Below are 22,070 nucleotides of genomic sequence, written 5' to 3' on the forward strand. Positions count from 1 at the left end.
GTTTGCCTAAGACTTGGTTAAGGCTTGGTTCGTTAATCTTAGTGTTAATTAAACAGCAGAATGAATAGGTGAAAATATGGAACCGGTAAGTATTGTCGTAATTACGCTAAACGAAGAAAAACGCATTAGTCGCTTAATGGAAGAGTTGAGTGTGCAAACCCACCAAGAGTTTGAAGTGATTGTTGTCGACTCAAACAGTGAAGACAACACAAGAGAAGTGGCACAAGCTTATGAAAACGCGTTGCCAAAATTAACGGTTCATCATATGGAAAACCGTGGTGTGAGCCTTGGCCGAAACACAGGTGCTTCATTGGCGCAATACAACAGAATCCTTTTCTTAGATGCTGATGTGAGCTTGCCTCGAAACTTTCTTGCGAAAGCGCTTTATGAACTAGAAGAGAAGAAACTTGAAGTTGCGGGTGTTTACATGAGTTCGAAAGGTTTGCCGCTTGTACATAAGTTTGGTTACGGGCTATTTAACGCAGGCTTGTTTACTACCCAGTTTTTTTTCCCGACGGCGATTGGCGCATGTATTTTCTCGACGAAACGAGCGCATGATGAGATCGGTGGTTTCGATGAAGAGATCGTACTGTGTGAAGATTGTGACTACGTAAAACGTGCGAGCAAAACATGGCGATTTAGATTCCTAAATATGACTTTTGGTTTTGACCCACGTCGCTTAGACCAAGATGGCGTTGTGAAGACAGGCTCAACTTACCTTAAAGCCAACGTAAGACGCTTTTTTAGAGGTGAAATGCGTAACAACGAGATGAACTACAAGTTTGGTCACTATAAAGAACAGTAAGCATTGAGGTTGTTATGTTTGATGGACTAGGGCTATTTTTGGGGGCATTGGGTGATGCTCTCATTGGCCCAAACCTATTTGTACCGGGAGAGCCCTTTTTTATCGCGGCGGGCTTTCAGCTGTATTCAGGTGCATGGACGGCTTTGGTACTGGTGATGTTAGGTGGTTTGCTTGGTGACCAACTCAGTTATTTTATTGGTTATAAATACGGTGCTAAGGCGCAACGGAGGCTCATTAAGTTTCGTCCTAAAACCAAAAGGTTAATTGCGCGTTGCCGTTGTCTGGTTGCTCGCAAAGGCACATACATCATTCTTTTTGCTCGTTTATTAGGGCCTATCGCTTGGGTTGTGCCATTTATAGCGGGTTCGCATCGTGTACCTTGGCGCAATTTCAGTGTGTTGGCGTTTATCGGCTTGGCTCTTGGTGGTGGACAGTTCATTGCTTGGGGGATGTTACTGGCGCACGGCGTTGAAAATTTTCCGTGGCTTAATAGCTTTAAGATATTTATCTCTGAGCATAATAGTTTGATCGTCGGGGTATTCGCGGTATTGGTTTTTACCATTATTGGCTATCGAATGAAGTGGCGACGCTTGGTACTTAAGTCGAGTGCGCTGTTGTTGGCGTGGGTATTGTTTGCGAACTACGCTCACTTTTTTTGGAAAGCGGACGACTTTCAGAATCAACAAGAGACGGCTCAAATAAACAAAGTAGACTGGAACTCGGTTACCTATAAAGCATTCCCAGGGAAATCGTCATTCTATTCAGCGCAAGCGATCAACGTAATTTATGTTGGAGCAACCCCAAGAGATTTAATGAAGCAATTAGGCTGGATAGAGAATCAAACCTTCTCTCGAAATGAGATTGAATGGGCTGGCTATCTCGCATTACTTAGAGACAAAACACCACCTGTGTCTGATTTGTATTGGCGAGACAAGCCACAAGATATGGCGTTTCAATTGCCGGGTAATCTGATGAAGCGCAGCCATATTCGCTGGTGGCGCGCTGGTGTTGACACTAAAACTAACCAGCCTCAGTGGTTAGGTGCAATTAGCTATGATGATGGCCTTAAAGTCACGCCTTATTCAGGCATTGTAACCGTACTTCATAACATTAACCCTAATGTTGATGAAGAGCGAGATAGGCTCGCTAATCAGATACGAACGTCACTACCAGACATCGAACTAGATAAGTACCCATTAGCAACGGTGGAAGTGATCAATGAGGATCATGACTATTATACAGATGGTCGGGTATTAATGATTGGAGCGACAACCCTTAGTGATAGTTCACAAGCTTTAGATGTCGCGGTGAACGATGTCCAGAGTGATATATAAGGTCGAATCAACGAAACCTTTCTTCGTAGTTCTTTGTTTTTTTTAGATATCAACAAACTCAAGCCTTGTTTGAACCCTCATCAAACAAGGCTTTGCTATGTCTGCTTGCCATGTTTATCCAAACATCACCTTCTCTTACGCCATGCTTAGGTTATAACTTGTTCTATTTTGACTATGCTCATTAAGGGCGAGTAAGCGGCGAAAGCTAAGGACAACGTTATGCAAATGAATCCGGTTGGTTGGTTTGAAATTTATGTTGATGATATGTCGAGAGCAAAAGCTTTCTACGAATCAGTATTTAAAGTGACGCTGGAAAAGTTGAACAATGAAACAGGAATCGATGTTGAGATGTGGGTATTCCCTTGCGAGATGGAGAGTTATGGTGCAACTGGTGCTTTATGTAAGATGTCCGATGTAAAAGCGGGAGGCAACAGCACCATGGTTTATTTCTCTTGTGAAGACTGTGCGGCAGAAGCAAGTTTGGCCGCGGCCAATGGCGGCTCTTTACAAGTGCCCAAAATGGACATTGGTGAGCATGGTTTTATTAGTGTAGTTAGCGACACAGAAGGCAATATTATTGGGTTGCATTCGATGAACTAACTCTACTTGAGTGAGACCCATGTAAGGCCAAATCAGGAGTTTGCGTGTTATATGCAAACTCCTGATCTTTATCGAAGGGCTAATGAGGATATGAATCCCTTGGTTTAAGAAGCCTGAGACACTTTTAGAACAAGAGAGGCTTTTAAGCCGCCCATTGAGCTTTTACTGAGCGTTAAGCTGCCACGGTAGCTGTGTGCCATTTCATTTACGATGTTAAGCCCCAAGCCTGTTCCTGGTGTGGTTTCATCAAGTCGAACGCCACGTTTGGTTACTTGCTCAAGTTTCTCTTCTGGAATGCCTTGGCCATCATCTTCAATCACCAATTCAATGTTGCCATCGTCGAGTTCATTTGAATGGACACGAATAATGCTGCTTGCCCATTTGTAACTGTTCTCGAGTAGGTTACCGACCATTTCATCAAGGTCGGTTTTTTCTACCGCCACTTCAATCTCAGAGTCTAGCTCATTAATCATGGTGACTTCATTGGCAGCGTAAACTTTATCAAACGCCATTGAGATAGCTTCGACACGCTCACAAGGTGAAGATTTCACTGAAAGAATATTCATTGCACCAGCCATGCGCGCTCGACCAAGGTGATAGTCTATTTGGTTTTGAATCTGATGAATGGGCTGTTGTAACAGCGCCTTGTCATCCTCTGGAAGTCGCTCTATCTCATTTTTCAGAACCGATAGTGGCGTCTTTAACGCGTGAGATAGGTTTCCAGCGTGGTTACGAGCTCGTTCCAATAACTCTTGATAGTGGAAGAGCAGGGCATTGAGATCAGAGACTAATGGAGAAACCTCTTTTGGATAGTTATCGCTTAACCCTTGTTGCTCGCCGTTTCTTAACATCACCAGTTCGCGTTGCATCTTGTTGAGCGGTAATAGTGACCAACTCACTTGAATACCGATCAACATAAGCACGCCAACAAACAACAACATTAGAATCAGCCAGACTTGGCCGGTCAGTTCGGTTAGTGTGGATTCTAGCGGATCTTCATCAATACCAATGGTGATCGTGACAGGATCGCTTAATTCAGGCAGGTAGATATCTTGCTCGATATAAATCAGCTTTTCTTTCTCAGGCCCTTTCACCAATGTGTGAATTGGTGAACGCTTTATGGTGAGGTCTTTATCCCATAGCGAGCGAGATCGAATGATCTGATCTTGGGTCGCGGCGCGCCAATAAATACCACTGTAGGGCTGGTTAAACCTAGGATCAGACAGACGCTCTGCCATGATCAGGTTACCACTGTCATTGGTTTCGATATTGGCGGTTAACTCATCCATGGTTAAGCCAAGCTGCTGCTTCATGTCATCGACGAGGTAATCGTTAACCAGTTTCGGTATCCCGACACCTGCCGCTAATATCATCGCACCTAGCCAAAAAGCCGCAGCAAGGAGCAAGCGGCTTTTTAGACTGATGTTTTTAAGTGTTCGTTTTTTTAGATTCATGCATTTCCAGCCTGCCTTTGCTCATCGTGACTTATCGTGTTGCGATGATCAGAACAGGCTGTCCACTTAATTGAGGAGTGTGCTTGATTTGTGATGCGCCAAATTGACCGCTACGCTATTCAGCATTCAGTTGGTAGCCAAGGCCGCGCACGGTTTTGATGATCTTTGGTGCAATTTTCTTACGAATACGACCAATAAAAACCTCAACTGTGTTTGAGTCGCGGTCGAAATCTTGTTTGTAGATGTGTTCAACCAGTTCTGTGCGCGAGATAACCTTATTTTGGTTATGCATGAAATACGCGACAACTTTATATTCCAGTGCCGTTAGGCTTACTGCTTGGCCTTGCCACAACACTTTAGAACTGCGTGTGTCTAGGCTTAGGTCGCCGATTTGAAGTATAGGTGCAGCACTGCCTGACGCTCGGCGTAGTTGAGCGCGAATACGAGCAATCAACTCAACCATTTCGAACGGTTTAGTCAGGTAATCATCTGCGCCTGCATTTAAACCCTCTACACGTTGAGTTAGTGTGTCACGAGCACTTAAGATAATCACTGGCGTGTTGATGTTTTCGTCTCTAATGCCTTTTAATACCGTTAAGCCGTCAAGCTTAGGTAAACCTAAATCGAGGACAATCGCGTCCCACTCTTCTGACGTTGCACGGTAGAGTGCGTCAATACCATCTTGAGAAAGTTCTGGAACCCAATCTGCTCCCTCAAGGGTTTCTAGAATTTGTTGGCCCAAGCGAGGCTCGTCTTCAACGACTAAAATTTTCATAATTGTTCTTCTTAATTCTTGTGGTGGCTGTTCGTCGTGCTTAACTATTCGTCGTGCTTAACTATTCGTTGTGCTTAATTAGTCGCCGTGCTTAATTGCGTCTTTAAAGTTGCGGCCTTCAATCTTTAGCATGTCCAACGTTTCGGCGTTATATTCAACTTTGATGATGTTATTTTGGAAGTTAATTTTTAGCTCATACACCCAAATGTCATCATCTTCTTCTAGTTCGACTTTAATGATTCGGCCATGAAGATCGTTTTCTACCGCAGCATACATTTCTGAGAAAGGGCGAATATAACCTTCTCGAACCGCTTCATAGACTTCGTCTTGATCTTCTTCGAATTCGATACGGGTTCCTGCTTTGTGAACGTCTTGTACTAGGTCGTGACCATTATGATGTGAGTCAGCCCATGCGCCAGAAGAAACAAATAAGCTTAAGCTTATAGAAAACAAAGAAATCATAGCTTTACTAAACATAGCGAATCCTAGAGAAGGTTGATAGCGTTCAGTATAAAAAAGTAATTCTGAACAGAAAGTGAACCTGATTAATAATGAGAATTTGATACCGAAAAACTTAACGCTTAAATGGCGAATGCTTTAATACGCCAGACTAACCGGCAAGTGTTAAGAACGTAAGACTTACCTTTATTCTTAACCTTAACGCTGCTGGAGTTCGTCTTCGAATATCTTGTCTCTCATTTTCCAAAAACGTCCAACTTTACGTGCAATAACGAATTGAGGTGGGCGGAATCTGTGTTGGTGAGCAACCACTTTAGTTGGTGAGGACTCTTCAAAAGGACGATGTCTGTCCGCAAGGTGAGGGCGAACGAACTGGTCTTTGAAATTTTGCTTTTGTTTCTTGGTGGTTAATGACCAAAACTCATGTACTTGCGCTTGGTTTTCACCACGGTAAGTGACTTTAAGTTGTGATTTACCTTTGTCGTCTTTAAGTACGTTGAGGTCCATTTCTAAACACTCAAACACCAACGCATCTTTGAGGTTTAACGCTTCCTTAAGCTTTTTGTCTGGGTCGACTAAGGTTGCATCGCACTCATGACAAATACGTGCGGCAATGTCGTTGTCCGCACCACACTCACCACAATATTTTGCACGGAAACGATAATTACAGTGTTCGCGTTCGCCCGTGTCTTCATCGGTAAAGTAGCCTTGGCATTTACGACCAAAGTGTTCAAGCAGGAAACCATTGCTGTCTAGTTTGCCCCAGAAGTTGTTATTGAAGCCGCACGCCGGGCAAGGGATGGTGATGATTTCACTGTCTGAATCGGGTTTAGGGTCGCCGACCTCAGGTTGGTAAAGGTCGTAACTGTTGCCCGCATAGTCGAGCACCAAACACTCTTTTTTACCCGGAGATAGGCGTAAGCCACGGCCAACGATTTGTTGATACAAACTGATGGATTCTGTTGGGCGTAAAATCGCGATTAAATCGACATGTGGTGCATCAAAACCTGTGGTTAAAACCGATACGTTGACCAAGAATTTGATTTTACGTTCTTTGAAGTCGTTGATGATTTGGTCACGTTCGAGTGTTGGCGTATCACCAATCACAATCGCGGCTTCCCCTTCTGGCAATAAGCCGAGGATCTCTTGCGCGTGTCGAACGGTGGCTGCAAACACCATGATGCCAAGTTTGTCTTGGGCTAGGTGAATGATCTGATCGACAATCTGCGGGGTCGCTCGTTTCGATTGTTCGATAACCATGTCGAGTTCTGCTTCTTTGTAGCGACCAGTGCTTGCGGGCTTTAACTGCGAAAAGTCATAGCTCAACACGGGCGCATCGATCATGCGTGCTGGTGTGAGAAAGCCTTCGTCCAACAAGTAGCGAATCGGCAGTTCGAAAATACAGTCTCTGAAAAAACGAGGTTCTTCAGAGCGAACTTGACCACGTGTGTGGTATTGGTAAAGCCACCCCATACCAAGACGATATGGGGTAGCCGTTAATCCAAGCACCTTGATGCCAGAATTATTCTCGCGTAAGTGAGTGATGACCTTCTGATAGCTACTGGTCTTTTCATCGGGAACACGGTGGCATTCGTCGATAACCAACAACGAAAATTGGTTAGAGAATGAATCGAGATTTCGAACTACCGATTGAACCGAAGCAAACACGACTTGTTGGTCGGTCTCTTTACGTCCTAAACCCGCAGAGAAAATCGAGCCTTTCAGCCCGTAACCTTCATACTTTTCATGGTTCTGTTCAACCAACTCTTTTACGTGAGCAAGTACCAACACTCGACCTTTCGCAAGCCTTGCCAACTCTGCAATCACAAGGCTTTTCCCTGCACCTGTCGGAAGCACGAGCACAGCCGGAGTTTGGTTTTTTCTGAAGTAATGAATCACTGATTTTACAGAATCAGCTTGGTACGGGCGGAGTGTATACATATCGCGTCTTGTAAGAAGGAAAACAAATAGTGTGAAATAGCTCAACTAATTGAGCAAAGGTGACTATAATACCCGACTTAGATTAGTTGAGGTATTCATGCGTTTAGATAAATTTCTGTGCGATGCATTAGGCGTCACTCGAAGAGAAGCAACACACTTATTAAAATCCAAGGCAGTGACAGTAAATGATGTCATTCAAAAAAGCGGTTCACTCAAGGTAACTGAAGAGTGCGTTGTGGAATGGCAAGGCAATGAACTGAATGTTCACGGCCCACGTTACATCATGCTGTATAAGCCAGAAGGCTTTGTTTGTTCGCATGAAGATGGCGCAAATCGTATCGCGTTTGAATTACTTGATGAAATCAAAATGGACAAGCTGCACTTTGCTGGCCGTCTAGATATTGATACAACAGGTCTTGTGTTGATTACCGACGATGGTAAGTGGTCTCACCGTATCACTTCGCCAAAGCACAAGTGCGAGAAGACGTACCGTGTGTGGCTGGTTGAACCTGTTGAAGATGATTACGTTGAAAAATTCAAAGAGGGCATCCAGCTTAAGAGTGAAGATGGCCTAACGCTTCCGGCACACTTAGATGTTCGTGCAGAGCGTGAAGTGTTGCTAACGATTCACGAAGGCAAATACCACCAAGTTAAACGTATGTTTGCAGCACTTGGTAACAAGGTAGAAGCACTGCACCGTGAACGTATTGGCGAAATTGAGATGGACGAGTCTTTAGAATTAGGTGAATACCGTTACCTAACTCAAGAAGAAGTCGATTCAATCTGGAAGTAGTCCTTAGCTAGAAGTTGCTCTTGAGAAGAAATTGTTCTTAGCAAGAAACAACTTTTGCTGGAAATAGCCCTTTCGTTGTAAAGCCGACCATGGATAGCGTCGGCTGATGATGTTGACTGGTACTAGGAAAGTCTCAGCCAATCTTTTGACTTGCGTGTTCACGTAAGTCCCTAGCTCTATCAGTTGAACATTCGGAGAACCATGCAAACATCAACCTCACAGAGCCCAAGCTCCCAACCAGAAACACCTCAATTAGGCTTAATGCTGTTTTTGATTCTAGGTGCGATTGGTGCACTTACTCCGCTAGCCATTGATATGTATCTGCCAGCGATGCCGACCATTGCCAAAGATCTTGGTGTGACGGCGGGTGAGGTACAAATCACGTTAACAGCCTATACCGCAGGTTTCGCGCTGGGACAGCTGCTGCATGGCCCATTGGCCGATAGCTACGGTCGTAAGCCGGTATTGCTTATAGGTGTGTTCTTGTTTGCTATCGCGTCTATGGTGAGCGCGACAACACACGGTATAGAAGCGCTGACTTACATCCGTACCGCGCAAGGTTTTGCTGGTGCTGCCGCCGCCGTTATTATTCAAGCAGTGGTAAGAGACATGTTCGATCGTGAAGATTTCGCAAGAACCATGTCTTTCGTTACTTTGGTGATGACAGTTGCGCCATTGGTTGCTCCGATGATTGGTGGTTACTTAGCGTTGTGGTTCGGCTGGCGCTCAATTTTCTGGGTCCTTGCTATTTTTGCAGTGATCGTGATTCTAGCGGTATCGATGAAGATCCCAGAAACGCTTCCTGCAGAAAACCGACAACCACTGCGCTTTAAAACGACGATTCGTAACTACGCTCGACTGTGTAAGAACCCAACTGCGATGGGCCTGATTTTCTCTGGTGCATTCTCTTTTTCAGGGATGTTTGCGTTCTTAACGGCAGGTTCATTCGTATACATTGATATCTATGGCGTTCGCCCTGATCTGTTTGGCTATCTGTTCGGTTTGAATATTGTTGCTATGATCTTGATGACGAGCATCAACGGTCGAATCGTTAAGAAAGTGGGCTCTCACGCTATGCTCAGAGTCGGCTTGAGCATTCAACTGTTTGCGGGCTTAGGTTTGTTAGTCGGTTGGATGTTAGATATCGGGTTGTGGGGAATTGTGCCATTCGTGATGCTGTTTATCGGCACACTGTCTACCATTGGTAGTAACTCAATGGCGCTACTTTTAAGCGGATACCCGAATATGGCCGGCACAGCTTCTTCGCTTGCGGGCACATTAAGATTTGGTACTGGTTCTGTGGTGGGGGCAATTGTTGCCATGCTACCAAGTGACACTGCAGGGCCAATGGCTATGGTGATGGCAGCATGTGCAATACTGTCAGCATTACTATATTGGACATTAGGAAAGAAGGCATAATGTCAAAATACTATATTGAAATTCAGAAGTTAGTGAACGATGCGTTGGGCGAGCTGTATGCTTTGCATAAGGCTGGAAAAGCGATCGACGCACCTATCGCGAATAACCTTTACCTTGTTCGTTGGGTGACAAAAGCGATTAAATCTCAAGCTTATGATCGTGTGATTGTGCCAGACTTAGTTCGCTGGCAGAAACAGGGTCGCTCAAAAGGCAACAACTCGGATTTAACTTTTACCTTTAAACGTATTTCTGCGTTTTACGGACGTTTTTTCCCTGAAGGCGAAGAGCCTAAAGCGCTAAAAGACAGGCATGTTGAAGCGTTCATGGACAAAATGTACGAGATGGGTTGGAGCGTATCGAGTGAAGATGAGCTAACGACTGGCGGCAAGATTCAATTCTTTACCGATGGTGAGCATTCTTTTGCTCTGTGTGGCAAACAGTGCGACGACTCTTTCGACGGAGAGTTGATGGTTAAGCCGATGAACTGGTTTGTACGTGGTAACCACGCAGAGTTCATCCAAGCGGCGATGGAAGCGGGTTTCATGCTTCACAAAGTAACGGATTATAAGTCTGCGGTGAAGTATCACGGTGAATACATCGTTTACCCTGCTAACCAAGGCAACCAACTGGCTGAGATCCCGATTAGCGTTATTGGCTAGTAGCGGATTCGGGATACGAGATGAGAGATACGAAGAGCGGAATTATCCGCTCTTTTTTTGCCTCTCATAGCGCGTGTCGCTAATTTTCTGTTAAGTCTTTTCGCATCTCGCCACTCGCATTCCGAATCTGCTTTTAATCTCTTCTCATCTCGCCACTCGAATCCCGCATCTGCTTTTAATCTTTTCGCATCCCGTCACTCGAATCTCGCATCTGCTCTTTAGCCTGCTTCTCAATCGCCTTCACCATGCCTTTAAAAATAAACAGGTGAGCTGGCATCATCGCAAACCAATACAGCAATCCTAAAAAGCCTTTAGGGTGCCACCAAGCTGAAATGTTCAGTTCGCGAGAATCTCCGTTGTCAGAGACGGTAATCTCGAGTCGCCCTAAGCCAGGACCTTTCATACCGAAAAGCAGAGATAGAAACTGGTTTTCTTCACAACGAATGACTTTCCACGAATCGATTTTGTCACCGACTTTTAGTTTGGGGCCTTCTGGCATTTGACGAACGGGTACGCCACCACCGAACAAAACATCCAGCCACTCACGTGTTCGCCATAAAGCGTTAGCGAAGAAGTAACCTTGCTTTGGGCTTCCGATTTGTTGAGCCACGTGCCAAAGCGATTCTAATGACGCGGTTGAAGTGATACTCGCGCCTGTTTTTTTCGGGTAATAACCGTATCCCGCTTGCCAACGTTTGAATGCGGTTTTATCAAAGCCCCACACATTGCTTTTGACAAAGTTTCCTTCAGCGTGAATGGCTTGTTCAACCATGCTCTCGAACGAGACAAGCTTCTGAGGGTACTTTTCTCTGATGGTGGTTGAACTGGCGATGAAGTCATGCTTTAAGCCTGCAAGCAGTGCTCGGCCTATGTTGGACGGTACCGAAGTTACGACGCCTAACCAATATGAAGCAATCTTTGGTGTCAGTAGCGATGTTGCCCACAGCCTAAGTGGACGATCGGCAGTTTTGGCAATGTGAGCAAACTGGTTTCGATAAGAGACAATATCCGGCCCGCCAACCTCGAAGGTTTGACTTTCGCTAGGCGTGTCTTGTGCAAGTTTCAGTAGGTAGTGATTCAGGTTCTGCAAGGCAATCGGGTTCGCTTTAGAGTCAACCCACTTTGGCGCAATCATGATAGGCAGGTTGTACACGAAATCTCGCATGATCTCGAATGCCGCAGAACCAGGGCCGATGATGACACCTGCTTGAAGTTCTGTAACTGGCACTGGTCCTTTACGAAGCAGTTCACCGGTTTTCTTTCTCGCTTGAAGGTGCTCTGAATCACCAGTCTGAGGTTGAAGGGAGCTTAGGTAGATGACGTGTTGATTCTTTGGTCCTAGAGCCGAAACAAAGTTACGTGCCAAGTTCAGTTCATAATCAATAAAGTCGTGGCCTTCTGCCATCCCATGAACTAAAAAGAAGACAAGATCGAAGTCGGGGACTAATGCTTGTGTTGCGACTTGGTCTGCAAGATCAAGATATTCAAGTGATAAGTTTTCGTGAGGCTCGGTCCGTGCCTTTAAATAGTCGATATGCCTTGCTGCTGCCGTGACTTGATGGCCTTGTTCAAGCAGGAGAGGGAGGAGTTGCGAACCAACATATCCAGAAGCGCCTAAAACCAGTACTTTCTTCATTGTTACTCCATTTATATCTGTGGTTAAAAACCGAACATTGATATAATAGCGCGATATTTATCTTTATTCATCAATACGTTCCGTTTAGGTCTCTCTATATGTTGCTCTCTTCAATTATTCATCACACACGAGGTGATTTTGTTCGCAGGCTTATTGCGATTGCTCTGCCTATCACCTTGCAGAGCATTATGTTTTCAAGCCGAGGCTTGGTGGATGTGTTGATGTTGGGCCAACTTGGCGAAGCAGACATTGCGGCTGTGGGTGTAGCGAGCCGAGCAATGTTCGTGACGACCATTATGCTGGTGGGTGTCACCACGGGCGGCGCTCTCCTTACTGCTCAATATTGGGGGGCGGGTAATAGGCAGGGTGTGAGAGAAAGTACCGCACTGACATGGCTGGTTTCGACACTGTTTGCGTTACTGACCATTGCGTTTTTCGTTTCATTTCCTGCACAAATCATGGGCGTGACAACCGACTCTCAAGAGGTCATCAACCTAGGCGTTGAATACATCGTAATTACCTCATTTAGCATGCTAGCGGTATCGTGCGTCAGCAGTATGGCCGTAGGTTTGAGAGCGATGCACAAACCTGGACTAAGCACCTTCTTTAGCGGTATCGGCATCCTGTCTAATGTGTTCTTAAACTGGGTGCTGATCTTCGGCAACTTGGGCTTTCCTGCACTTGGAATCAAAGGTGCGGCGATTGCGACGGTGCTGAGTGGGGCGATTGAAGTCGTGACTTTGTTTGGTTATCTCTATTTCTCTAAGCATTTATTAGCTTTTAAGTTCTGCGATATTAAAGCGGCAGCTTCGATCGATAAAGTCGTTCGCTTCTTGAAGTTGTCTCTGCCGACCACGTTTAACTTCTTAGCATGGGCAGGTGGCTTATTTGCTTACCACGCCATTATGGGACAATCTGGCGTTCAAGGTCTGGCGGCACTGTCAGTAATGACGCCTGTTGAGTCTATCTCATTGAGTTTATTAATTGGCATGTCAAACGCTGCCGCCGTTTTGGTGGGTAATCAACTTGGCGCGAAGAACAATGAAGCGGTTTACTATCAGGCATTGGGCTTAACGATTCTGTGTTTCTTAACCAGTATCGTTGTGGCCGTTTTTCTCTACTTCGTTCAAACGCCAATACTTAATGCCTTTAGCGCACTAACGGAAGAAACCAGAGCACTCTCAGAGAAGTTTATTCTCATTTTAAGTGTCGGGATTGTTATCCGTTCTATCCCAATGACAGTGATTGTGGGTGTATTGAGAGCGGGCGGTGATGTGAAGTTCTGCCTCTATCAAGATTTGATTGCTCAATGGGTGATTGGTATCCCACTGGCAGCCATCGCGGCTATCTATTTTAAGTTTCCACCGGAGTGGGTATATCTGCTTTTCCTAACGGAAGAAGTGCTTAAGTGGGGTGGGTCGCTCTATCGCATGAAAACAAGAAAATGGATTAAAAACCTGATAGGAAGTTGAAGTCGGGCGCACCAATTGCATCACTTTATCGTTGGTGTGTGATCTATCTTTCAAAATACTTCCTCCTAACAGGGAATTAGTGTAGATTCTCCTTCCAAATTCTAACTAATGCGAGCTGTTTAATGTTAAAGCTGTCAGACCTATGTAAGGGCTATGTCGATGGGGGGGAGTTTCACCCTGTTTTACAAGGTGCTGAATTAACATTAAACCAAGGTGACCAACTCGCATTAATGGGAGAGAGTGGTTCAGGTAAAAGTACGTTACTGAATCTTATCGCGGGTTTAGACCTGGCGGATTCAGGTGAAATTGCTTTCCCCCACTTCAATATGCACGCCTCCACTGAACGTGACCGTACTGCTTATCGCCGAAATAATATTGGCCATATCTTCCAGCAGTTCAACTTACTGCCAACGCTTAATATTGCCGATAACATTCGTTTTTGCAGACAATTAAAGGGTTTACCGGAAGATAAAGGACTCTGGAGACAGATTCTTTCCGCTTTAGACTTGATGCCTTTACTGGGGCGTTATCCTGAAGAGGCGTCTGGTGGCCAACAACAACGTGCGGCAATTGCTCGTGCTTTGTATATGGAACCTAAAATTTTGTTGGCCGATGAACCAACAGGAAGCTTAGATGAACGTAATGCTGAAGCGGTAATGCGTTTGCTGACTTCTTTGGCTCGTCAGTTAGAGTGTACCTTGCTACTGGTGACGCACAGTGAAAAAGTAGCGCTCCATATGGATGGTCGTATCCGTCTGCAAGGAGGGCAACTGCATGTCATGGCCCGTAGTTAAGGCGCTACTCGGTCACTATCGACGTTACCCACTGCAGATTATTTTGGTATGGCTTGGTTTAACCCTCGGCGTATCGCTTTTGGTTGGTGTTACTGCTATCAATCAACACGCCAAGCAAAGCTATGCGCATGGCGAAAAACTCTTTTCGAATCCTCTTCCTTATCGTATTCGACCAAAACACAACGCCAATAAAATTCCGCAAGGTTTTTATATTCAACTTCGCCGTGAAGGCTTTCAACAGTGCTCTCCTTTTGACCACCATCGTATCACTGATGAAAACGGCGCGAACTTCATGCTAATTGGCTTAGACCCTGTGTCTATGCTTCAGCCAGGCGTTGCGTTAAAAGATCTCACCACCTTAAATTTAATGAAACCGCCATATCCAATCCTTGTCAGTGATGATCTCGCTGAACACATGGAGTGGAAGCACGGTGACTACATCCATCTGATGGATGGATCTGAATTAGGGCCTGTGGCTGTTGATCAAGACAATATAATTAATGGTACAAGGCTGATTGCGGATATCTCATTGCTCCGAATGCTTAAACGCAGTGCCGGGCTTTCAGTGATTGCATGTTCAGACATGTCCACTGAGAAGTTTGAGCGTCTTAAAAACATGCTACCCAATGGTTTAACGATCTCTCGTAGCTCTAAGGCAGAGCTTGAGTCGCTAACCAGTGCGTTCCACTTAAATCTAAAAGCGATGGGTATGCTGTCGTTTGTGGTTGGCTTATTCATTTTCTATCAAGCCATGTCGCTGTCATTTATTCAGCGCCAGCCGTTAGTCGGAATCTTAAGACAAACAGGTGTATCGGGATGGCAACTGGCTAAAGCGCTTTGCTTAGAGTTGCTGCTATTGGTCGTATTGAGCTGGATCTGCGGTAATGTATTCGGGGTCATGTTAGCTAACCAATTGTTACCTGCGGTATCTTCAAGTTTAGGCGACTTATACGACGCCAACGTTGGCTTAACGATCGACTGGAATTGGCGATGGAGTGGCTACAGCTTGTTGATGGCGTTACTTGGTGCGTTTTTAGCGTGTGCTTGGCCACTGGTTCGTCTGCTTCGTTCACAGCCGATTCGTTTGACATCTCGCTTATCTTTGATGCGCTTTGCTGGTACTGAGTTCACTTGGCAGGCTTTGATTGGTTGCGGTTTCTTGGTTGCAGCTGTCGCTGTGTATCAAGCCCCTCAGACTCAGGAAACGGGTTTTGCGATTATCGCACTAATGCTGATTAGTGTGGCTCTATTTACCCCGTTTTTGATGTGGAAGTTATTTAACAGCCTTTCTTATTCATTGCGCTGGGTTCGTGCTCGTTGGTTCTTTGCTGATGCAGCTTCAAGTATGAGCTACCGCGGTGTGGCGACGATGGCCTTTATGTTGGCCTTAACAGCCAATATTGGTGTAGAAACTATGGTCGGTAGTTTTAGAGATACCACTGATAAATGGCTAACACAGCGCTTGGCTGCCGATCTTTATATTTACCCAACCAACAACGCCGCTGCTCGTATGAGTAACTGGCTATCTGACCAGCCTGAAGTGGATTCGGTTTGGTGGCGTTGGGAGAAAGATCTTGCGTCTCCAGTCGGCAGCATTCAGGTGGTCAGTACAGGTCCTTCTGAAGGTGAACTAGAAGCACTGACCATTAAATTAGGTATTCCGAATTACTGGTATCACTTACATCACTCTAAAGGTGTATTGATCAGTGAATCGATGTCTCTCAAGCTGGGGATTCGCCCAGGCGACTACATTGACCTCTATGACAACCTCGGCTCTGGTTGGCAGGTGGTCGGCGTTTATTACGATTATGGCAACCCTTACCATCAAGTTATGATGTCACATCGAAACTGGCTGTATGGGTTTGCAGGGCGGGGCAATGTGGGCCTTGGCGTAATACTCAAAGACGATGTTAATTCATTAGGGCTTCGCAGCCGATTAGAAAACGTATTCAGGCTTGGCTCGGAGCGTGTTTTTGATAACAACAATATCCACAGTCAAGCGATGCGAGTGTTTGATAGGACGTTCGCGATTGCAGATACGTTAGGAAACATCACCTTGGTTATCGCTGTCTTCGGTATTTTCTTCGCGACGGTTGCGGGTGAAGTGTCTCGACAGAGGCATATTTCCTTGCAGCGCTGTTTAGGGGTATCGGCGAAAGAGCTGATTCTGACAGGTAGCTTACAGCTGTTTGTGTTTGGGCTTATTTCCTCCTTAATTGCGATTCCTCTCGGTTTAGCGTTAGCGAGCCTAATTGTTGATATCGTGATAAAGCAGTCTTTTGGCTGGTCACTCGAGTTACAAGTGATTCCTTGGGACTATTTGCAGACATTTGCGTGGGCCATGGCAGCATTGATGTTAGCTGGTGCTTTACCAGTGATGAGAATGATTCGGAACACTCCGATGAAGTCATTGAGGGATGCGCTTTAGTATGTTTTTAATGAATAGTTCAACGAAGGTAAGACAACGAATCCTGTCTTCTCTTTTATTAATCAGTTTCTTCGGCATCTTTTTAAGTGTTTGGGGATATTACTCCTATTTCATCGATCCTGGTGAAAAGGGCGTGAATGAAGTTAACTCAGTATTGGTTAATGAACACTTCAATGTGTTCGAGCCTGTATTGCCAGACCGCAACGTTTCGCTACCACAAGATTTTAAGTTCCACCCAGAGTTTCAACATGAGTGGTGGCATTACTTTGCGTCTTTGAAAGGTGATGACGGCAAAGACTATTCGGTTCAGTGGAGCTTTTTCCGTATCGCCACGGACGAACGTGAAACTCCTGGGTGGCAAAGCCCTCAAGTCTATATCTCAAACGTAGTGGTCTCTTCTAAGTCAAAAGTATGGAAAGAGCAGCGCATGGCTCGTGGCGGTATTGGCCAAGCGGGAATGACCAATCGCCCATTCAGACTTTGGATTGATAACTGGAACTGGCGCGCACTCGGCAACACACCATTCCCTGGACGCCTTCAAGTGCAAACTGACACGTTTGGACTTGAGCTCGACACCATTGCAAAAGGGCCCTATGTGCTCAACGGTGAGAACGGCTATCAGAAAAAACACGACTTATTGCCTGTCGCGTCTTATAACTTCAGCGCCCCATTTTTATCTTTGAGCGGTGTATTGAACTTAGACGGCGTTGCTAAAAAAGTGGAAGGAACAGCGTGGGTACATAAAGAGTGGGGCAGCGGCTTACTTGGTGTGGGCCAACAAGGTTGGGATTGGTTTGTATTTAACCTCGATGACGGTACTGCGTTGAGCATTAACCGTTATCGTCATAACCAACAACTGCCTTACGTATTCGGTACATTAGCAACGCGCTCAGGCAAAGTTTATCAATTAACGGAATCTGATATTTCCATTCAACCGTTGCAAAATACAACGTTGATGAATGGAAGACGGATGCCCCTGCAATGGATCATTAATGTCCCTAAGCACGATATCAACCTGACGACACGCATTATACGCAGAGATATGTGGCTTCCATTTGTCATACCATATTGGGAAGGGCCAATAAGGGCGAGTGGGAGCCATGAAGCGACCGGTTTTATGCAGTTAACCGGCTACTAAAAAACACCTAAGGCTATCATTTGATAGCCTTTTTTTATGCCTTCTACTTTTCTTCAGCCTCAATGAATTGTGCATACAGGTTCGATAATCTCATCTATACTTAATTCATGGCGCATAACAATATTATGGAATATACGACGTATTGTTTAGTATTTGTAGGAAAAACCGAAGTTAAACATCCGAAGAAGTGATTATCTATCAATTAAACTTGGATATAAACTCGTGGCTATTCTTTGTTATTCGTTTATTTAAATAATAAATATAAGGGCGAAATCATGACCGACGTCATCCGTGACTTCTTTAAAATGGAATCTGCTGGCGGCATCATACTAGTCATCGCTGCGGCGATCGCAATGTTTGTAGCAAACTCACCACTGAACGAAATGTACCAAGGCGTACTTCACAGTTACGTTCTTGGTATGTCTGTGTCTCACTGGATTAACGATGGCTTAATGGCTGTCTTCTTTCTTCTTATCGGCTTAGAAGTTAAGCGCGAACTTTTAGAAGGCGCATTAAAGTCTAAAGAGACAGCAATCTTCCCAGCTATCGCAGCTGTGGGTGGTATGCTAGCTCCTGCACTTATTTACGTGCTATTTAACTCAAGTAACCCTGAAGCGCTTCAAGGTTGGGCTATTCCAGCAGCAACTGATATCGCATTCGCACTGGGTATTATGGCTCTTCTTGGTAACCGTGTACCGGTAAGCTTGAAGGTATTCCTGCTAGCGCTGGCAATTATTGACGACCTAGGTGTTGTTGTTATCATTGCACTGTTCTACTCAGGCGACCTATCAACGCTAGCACTTACAGTTGGCTTTATCGCGACTGGTGTGTTGTTTATGCTAAACAACAAGCATGTGACTAAGCTAAGCGTTTACCTCATTGTTGGTGCTATTCTGTGGTTCGCAGTATTGAAGTCTGGTGTTCACGCAACATTGGCTGGTGTAGTAATTGGTTTTGCTATTCCACTGAAAGGCAATAAAGGTGAGCGTTCACCGCTGAAACACCTAGAGCATGCTCTGCACCCATACGTCGCTTTTGCAATTTTGCCAGTCTTTGCTTTTGCAAACGCAGGTATTTCATTGGAAGGTATCTCAATCTCAAGCCTAACAGGTATGCTACCGCTTGGTATCGCTATGGGTCTATTGGTTGGTAAGCCTCTTGGTATCTTTGCATTCAGCTGGGGTGCGGTGAAACTGGGTGTCGCTAAGCTCCCTGAAGGTGTGAACTTTATGAACATCTTCGCAGTATCTGTGCTGTGTGGTATTGGTTTTACAATGTCTATCTTTATCTCTTCGTTAGCGTTTGGCCCAACGAACGCAGATTTTGACACACTAGCTCGACTAGGCATCCTGATGGGGTCTACAACAGCTGCAATTTTGGGTTACTTCCTGTTAAGCGTTTCTTTACCGAAAACAGCAAAGCAACAAGAAGTAAAACTATAATTAGCGATAGGCTCGTTTAACGGCGAGCCTATTCACTGATTAACAAGCTCATTTCTGAGTAGCAAGGCGAGTCACAGAATCATCCTCCCCGATTCATGTGACAACAAAGAACAAAAAAGCCGTGATAGGGTTTCCTATCACGGCTTTATTGATCCTAATTGCTAGTGTTTTTAGTTTGGTTAGCTATTGATGATCTAAAACTCCTAGATTCAACTCTTTATTTGAAAGGTTGAGTTGCAGACCGTTTTGGATGAGCAGAATGACAGTGTCACGTTATTTTTCTAGCGTGGTAAATATGGTCCACTCCTCGACGATCTGCTCATTCAGCCCGACAACCGTTGCTGTTACTCGACGGTTCAGTGCATGAGAAGTAGCATCGTTGCCATCGCTCTCTAAGCGGTTTTCACCGTAACCGACAACTCTTACTCGGCTCGGGTCTATACCATTCGACAACAATTCATCTTCAACGTGGTGAGCGCGTTTTTTTGATAGCTCTAAGTTGTATTCACTCGCGCCGACTTTACTGGCGTAACCTTGAATTTCTATCGATGCACTTTGGTAGGTTTCTAAGAACTCAGCCATGGTAGTGATTTGATCTGAGAAGATAGGGTTAACTTCATAGGAGTCATTGGCGAAGAGGATGTTCAGCTGTCTGACTTCTTCTGAGCGAATAGTCTCGCCACAACCTTCATTATCAACTAATGACGCTCTAGGTGTACTTGGGCAGGTATCTCGTGCATTGACCACCCCATCGTTATCATCGTCTTGCAGGTCTGAAATTTGCTCCGCTTCTGGCGTTTCTATGTAGGGCTCTTCATTTTGGCTAGAGCATGCACATAGCGTTATCGTTAATGCGGAAAGCAATAAATAAGGTTTTTTCATCATTAATACTCCACGGCCGTTGTCCACTCGTCTGGAATGTCGACCAGTAGAGCGTTCAATAGAGAGCCTGTCGCGTTCATTACACGGTATTTAGCGTACTGTTCAGAGTAATGCGCATCTAAGTAATCTTTACGGGCTTCAAACAATTCGTTTTCAGTGTTAAGCAGGTCAAGGAGCGTACGTTTGCCGATTCGATATTGTTTCTCATAAGCGATAACGGTTTCTGACGCCGAATCCACGTGATCAGACAAGAAGTTCTTTTGTTGCAACGTCAGGTCCAATGCACTCCAAGATAGGCGAAGGCCTTCTTCCACTTGTCGATAAGCACGATCTCTTAGATCCTTCGCTTTATTAAGTTGGTAAGCTGCAGCTTCTGAATTGGCACTATCGGTACCACCGTTGTAGAGGTTGTATCGCATTCTTAACATAGCCAACGTCTCTTGACTCGAACCTTCATCGCCTCCCGCATCATCGCGCCATGATTGAGATGCCTCGATAGAGAAAGTCGGGTAGTTAACCCCTTTTGATTGTTTGTACTGGAAGTGCGCCGAATCGACATCTGCAGTTGCGACTTTGATTACCGGGTGTTGGTCCAAAGCATCAACAAGGGCGTCTGATAATGACAGAGGAATCATAGAAATATCGGCTCTTGGGTAAACTAAGCCAAGTGGTTCTTGACCCACTATTCTTCTAAATTGAGTGTGGGTATCAATTAGGTTGTTCTGTGCGGCTAATAAATTGCCGTGCGCTTTTGCAATCCTAGCTTCTACTTGAGATACATCTGCGGTTGAGCCTATGCCTGAGACTGCACGTTTTTTGATGTCTTTATAGATTTTCTTGTGGATAGCAAGGTTACTTTCCGAAAGGGCTAAAACTTCAGTTGCTTTGACTGCATCCAGGTAGATCTGTGTGACCTCTAGCGCTTTGTCTTCGGCATCCGCGAGTAATTGTAAGCGAACCGATTCCGCTTCTGCGGCAGTACGGTCAATATCATTGAGAGTCGACGAACCATCCCACAGCAACTGAGTGAGGGATATGGTGGCTTCCTTTCGTGTGAGATCGGTATCAGGACCGTTGTTTGGCGCAGGGTTTATGCCTTCATAGCCAATACCAGCATCAAGATCGATACTCGGCCTATAAGCTCCACCTGCGGCATCATTTCGTTTTTGGACACTCACAAACTCATTAAAAATACTTTTTATTTCAGGATTGGTAGCCAAGGTAATGGCAACGGCCTGTTCTAAAGTCTGAGCAGAGAGTGGAGTTGCAATAGCCAAGCAACAGATGATGGGTAATTTAAACAGTCTCAAAGTAGGTCTCCTTCTACTTTTAAAAGCTCCCGCCTCCTCCCAACTAGCGTTTAACTACTTAATTGAGAAGGGTATTAAACGAAGCTTAGGACATCTGCAAGAAATTGCTAAGTTTGTTGGCTTTATTTCGAATGTAAGTCTCTATCTCTATTGATTAATTTGCCAGTAGTGACAGGTGACAAGCTTCGAGTCGATGTCTTGAAAATAAAGGCAAGGTTAGAATTCGGCTTGGGCAGAGATTGGTAAATGTTGGTTAGGAGGTTGTTTGAAATACGTATCTCAGTGAGACCAATGTGCCAAGCGTGGTAGTTCGATTTTTAGGAAAAAATGACAATATATAAAGAATCGAACGCGCTGTTTAGTTTGTCGTTGTAGCAGTGAAGAAGGGGTAAGTAAGGTTTCACCCTAAACAACAAACAAAAAAAAGCCCAAACCAACGTGGTTTGGGCGGATACAAGTATAGGAGTTAATAAGGAAAATGCAGTAATTAAGAAAGCAGTGAGAAGAACAAGTTTGACGGCCTGTTAAACTTCTAAATACGCTGTTTTCTACATAATTTATGACCCTCCTTTTCAATTTCAGTTCCCAGAAAATTCATTATTTTTTTATTTTTTTGTAAACATGCTCCGATTCAATCGGTTAGTGAATAAAGCGACTAACTGGTACGACCAATTTGTGAAAATGTGATGTTGCTTGCTTGTTAAATAAATGTACTAAGCGTATATTTCA

The 22,070-nt window shown here is 44.9% G+C and carries 18 protein-coding genes; 11 read left to right on the forward strand and 7 right to left on the reverse strand.

Annotation, left to right across the window (positions count from 1 at the left end):
- Positions 1 to 76: 76 nt before the first annotated feature.
- The 3 genes from ITG09_06860 (at position 77) to ITG09_06870 (ending at position 2,739) form a co-directional block, all read left to right on the forward strand.
- Positions 77 to 805, forward strand: a complete 729-nt coding sequence (locus ITG09_06860; GenBank protein UPR53336.1) for a glycosyltransferase — start codon at positions 77 to 79, stop codon at positions 803 to 805.
- A gap of 14 nt (positions 806 to 819) precedes the next feature.
- Complete coding sequence (locus tag ITG09_06865; protein UPR53337.1) at positions 820 to 2,139, forward strand: LssY C-terminal domain-containing protein; 1,320 nt, start codon at positions 820 to 822, stop codon at positions 2,137 to 2,139.
- 219 nt (positions 2,140 to 2,358) lie between these two features.
- Positions 2,359 to 2,739, forward strand: coding sequence for a VOC family protein (locus ITG09_06870; protein ID UPR53338.1), 381 nt, complete (start codon positions 2,359 to 2,361; stop codon positions 2,737 to 2,739).
- 104 nt (positions 2,740 to 2,843) lie between these two features.
- On the opposite strand, the gene ITG09_06875 is transcribed toward ITG09_06870, so the two are convergent.
- The 4 genes from ITG09_06875 to ITG09_06890 all read right to left on the reverse strand — a co-directional run bounded on the left by ITG09_06875 (position 2,844) and on the right by ITG09_06890 (position 7,368).
- The gene (locus ITG09_06875) at positions 2,844 to 4,193 is read right to left on the reverse strand and encodes an ATP-binding protein (protein ID UPR53339.1); all 1,350 of its coding nucleotides are present in this window, start codon (positions 4,191 to 4,193) and stop codon (positions 2,844 to 2,846) included.
- 115 nt (positions 4,194 to 4,308) lie between these two features.
- Positions 4,309 to 4,968 (reverse strand): response regulator transcription factor, encoded by a 660-nt coding sequence (locus ITG09_06880; protein UPR53340.1) that lies wholly within the window; start codon positions 4,966 to 4,968, stop codon positions 4,309 to 4,311.
- Between the two features lie 78 nt (positions 4,969 to 5,046).
- The gene (locus ITG09_06885) at positions 5,047 to 5,445 is read right to left on the reverse strand and encodes a hypothetical protein (GenBank protein UPR53341.1); all 399 of its coding nucleotides are present in this window, start codon (positions 5,443 to 5,445) and stop codon (positions 5,047 to 5,049) included.
- 180 nt (positions 5,446 to 5,625) lie between these two features.
- A complete protein-coding gene (locus ITG09_06890; protein UPR53342.1) occupies positions 5,626 to 7,368 on the reverse strand; it encodes a DEAD/DEAH box helicase in 1,743 nt (580 codons plus the stop codon).
- 97 nt (positions 7,369 to 7,465) lie between these two features.
- On the opposite strand from ITG09_06890, the gene rsuA reads away from it, so the two are divergent.
- From rsuA to ITG09_06905, 3 genes are all read left to right on the forward strand, one after another.
- A complete protein-coding gene (gene rsuA / locus ITG09_06895; GenBank protein UPR53343.1) occupies positions 7,466 to 8,161 on the forward strand; it encodes a 16S rRNA pseudouridine(516) synthase RsuA in 696 nt (231 codons plus the stop codon).
- A gap of 201 nt (positions 8,162 to 8,362) precedes the next feature.
- Positions 8,363 to 9,580 (forward strand): Bcr/CflA family multidrug efflux MFS transporter, encoded by a 1,218-nt coding sequence (locus tag ITG09_06900; protein ID UPR53344.1) that lies wholly within the window; start codon positions 8,363 to 8,365, stop codon positions 9,578 to 9,580.
- Positions 9,580 to 10,239, forward strand: coding sequence for a DUF2913 family protein (locus ITG09_06905; protein ID UPR53345.1), 660 nt, complete (start codon positions 9,580 to 9,582; stop codon positions 10,237 to 10,239). The genes ITG09_06900 and ITG09_06905 overlap by 1 nt, the downstream gene beginning before the upstream one ends.
- Positions 10,240 to 10,414: 175 nt before the next feature.
- Here ITG09_06905 and ITG09_06910 read toward each other — a convergent pair whose 3' ends face one another.
- Positions 10,415 to 11,875 (reverse strand): DUF2867 domain-containing protein, encoded by a 1,461-nt coding sequence (locus ITG09_06910; GenBank protein UPR53346.1) that lies wholly within the window; start codon positions 11,873 to 11,875, stop codon positions 10,415 to 10,417.
- A gap of 98 nt (positions 11,876 to 11,973) precedes the next feature.
- Between ITG09_06910 and ITG09_06915 the strand changes: the two genes are divergently transcribed.
- The 5 genes from ITG09_06915 (at position 11,974) to nhaA (ending at position 19,149) form a co-directional block, all read left to right on the forward strand.
- A complete protein-coding gene (locus ITG09_06915; protein UPR53347.1) occupies positions 11,974 to 13,347 on the forward strand; it encodes an MATE family efflux transporter in 1,374 nt (457 codons plus the stop codon).
- A gap of 122 nt (positions 13,348 to 13,469) precedes the next feature.
- A complete protein-coding gene (locus tag ITG09_06920; GenBank protein UPR53348.1) occupies positions 13,470 to 14,141 on the forward strand; it encodes an ABC transporter ATP-binding protein in 672 nt (223 codons plus the stop codon).
- Positions 14,122 to 16,569, forward strand: a complete 2,448-nt coding sequence (locus ITG09_06925) for an ABC transporter permease (protein ID UPR53349.1) — start codon at positions 14,122 to 14,124, stop codon at positions 16,567 to 16,569. Before ITG09_06920 ends, ITG09_06925 begins: the two co-directional genes overlap by 20 nt.
- Positions 16,559 to 17,707: a carotenoid 1,2-hydratase gene (locus tag ITG09_06930; protein UPR53350.1), complete on the forward strand. Its 1,149-nt coding sequence runs from the start codon at positions 16,559 to 16,561 to the stop codon at positions 17,705 to 17,707. Before ITG09_06925 ends, ITG09_06930 begins: the two co-directional genes overlap by 11 nt.
- Before the next feature lie 275 nt (positions 17,708 to 17,982).
- The gene (gene nhaA / locus ITG09_06935; protein ID UPR53351.1) at positions 17,983 to 19,149 is read left to right on the forward strand and encodes a Na+/H+ antiporter NhaA; all 1,167 of its coding nucleotides are present in this window, start codon (positions 17,983 to 17,985) and stop codon (positions 19,147 to 19,149) included.
- Positions 19,150 to 19,422: 273 nt separating this feature from the next.
- Here nhaA and ITG09_06940 read toward each other — a convergent pair whose 3' ends face one another.
- Both ITG09_06940 and ITG09_06945 read right to left on the reverse strand, forming a co-directional pair.
- Complete coding sequence (locus ITG09_06940; GenBank protein ID UPR53352.1) at positions 19,423 to 20,034, reverse strand: OmpA family protein; 612 nt, start codon at positions 20,032 to 20,034, stop codon at positions 19,423 to 19,425.
- Positions 20,034 to 21,341 (reverse strand): TolC family outer membrane protein, encoded by a 1,308-nt coding sequence (locus ITG09_06945; GenBank protein ID UPR53353.1) that lies wholly within the window; start codon positions 21,339 to 21,341, stop codon positions 20,034 to 20,036. The genes ITG09_06940 and ITG09_06945 overlap by 1 nt, the downstream gene beginning before the upstream one ends.
- Positions 21,342 to 22,070: the final 729 nt, after the last annotated feature.

This window comes from Vibrio cyclitrophicus, assembly GCA_023206055.1.
GTDB classification, from domain to species: domain Bacteria; phylum Pseudomonadota; class Gammaproteobacteria; order Enterobacterales; family Vibrionaceae; genus Vibrio; species Vibrio cyclitrophicus_A.

What these genes read in the sequence shown, in the direction of transcription:
- ITG09_06940 (UPR53352.1), bottom strand. Translation starts at nt 20,034, where the DNA reads ATGATGAAAAAACCTTATTTATTGCTTTCCGCATTAACGATAACGCTA.
- ITG09_06920 (UPR53348.1), top strand. Translation starts at nt 13,470, where the DNA reads ATGTTAAAGCTGTCAGACCTATGTAAGGGCTATGTCGATGGGGGGGAG.
- ITG09_06880 (UPR53340.1), bottom strand. Translation starts at nt 4,968, where the DNA reads ATGAAAATTTTAGTCGTTGAAGACGAGCCTCGCTTGGGCCAACAAATT.
- ITG09_06925 (UPR53349.1), top strand. Translation starts at nt 14,122, where the DNA reads ATGTCATGGCCCGTAGTTAAGGCGCTACTCGGTCACTATCGACGTTAC.
- nhaA (UPR53351.1), top strand. Translation starts at nt 17,983, where the DNA reads ATGACCGACGTCATCCGTGACTTCTTTAAAATGGAATCTGCTGGCGGC.
- ITG09_06930 (UPR53350.1), top strand. Translation starts at nt 16,559, where the DNA reads ATGCGCTTTAGTATGTTTTTAATGAATAGTTCAACGAAGGTAAGACAA.
- ITG09_06860 (UPR53336.1), top strand. Translation starts at nt 77, where the DNA reads ATGGAACCGGTAAGTATTGTCGTAATTACGCTAAACGAAGAAAAACGC.
- ITG09_06865 (UPR53337.1), top strand. Translation starts at nt 820, where the DNA reads ATGTTTGATGGACTAGGGCTATTTTTGGGGGCATTGGGTGATGCTCTC.
- ITG09_06905 (UPR53345.1), top strand. Translation starts at nt 9,580, where the DNA reads ATGTCAAAATACTATATTGAAATTCAGAAGTTAGTGAACGATGCGTTG.
- ITG09_06910 (UPR53346.1), bottom strand. Translation starts at nt 11,875, where the DNA reads ATGAAGAAAGTACTGGTTTTAGGCGCTTCTGGATATGTTGGTTCGCAA.
- ITG09_06875 (UPR53339.1), bottom strand. Translation starts at nt 4,193, where the DNA reads ATGAATCTAAAAAAACGAACACTTAAAAACATCAGTCTAAAAAGCCGC.
- ITG09_06870 (UPR53338.1), top strand. Translation starts at nt 2,359, where the DNA reads ATGCAAATGAATCCGGTTGGTTGGTTTGAAATTTATGTTGATGATATG.
- ITG09_06885 (UPR53341.1), bottom strand. Translation starts at nt 5,445, where the DNA reads ATGTTTAGTAAAGCTATGATTTCTTTGTTTTCTATAAGCTTAAGCTTA.
- ITG09_06900 (UPR53344.1), top strand. Translation starts at nt 8,363, where the DNA reads ATGCAAACATCAACCTCACAGAGCCCAAGCTCCCAACCAGAAACACCT.
- ITG09_06915 (UPR53347.1), top strand. Translation starts at nt 11,974, where the DNA reads ATGTTGCTCTCTTCAATTATTCATCACACACGAGGTGATTTTGTTCGC.
- rsuA (UPR53343.1), top strand. Translation starts at nt 7,466, where the DNA reads ATGCGTTTAGATAAATTTCTGTGCGATGCATTAGGCGTCACTCGAAGA.
- ITG09_06890 (UPR53342.1), bottom strand. Translation starts at nt 7,368, where the DNA reads ATGTATACACTCCGCCCGTACCAAGCTGATTCTGTAAAATCAGTGATT.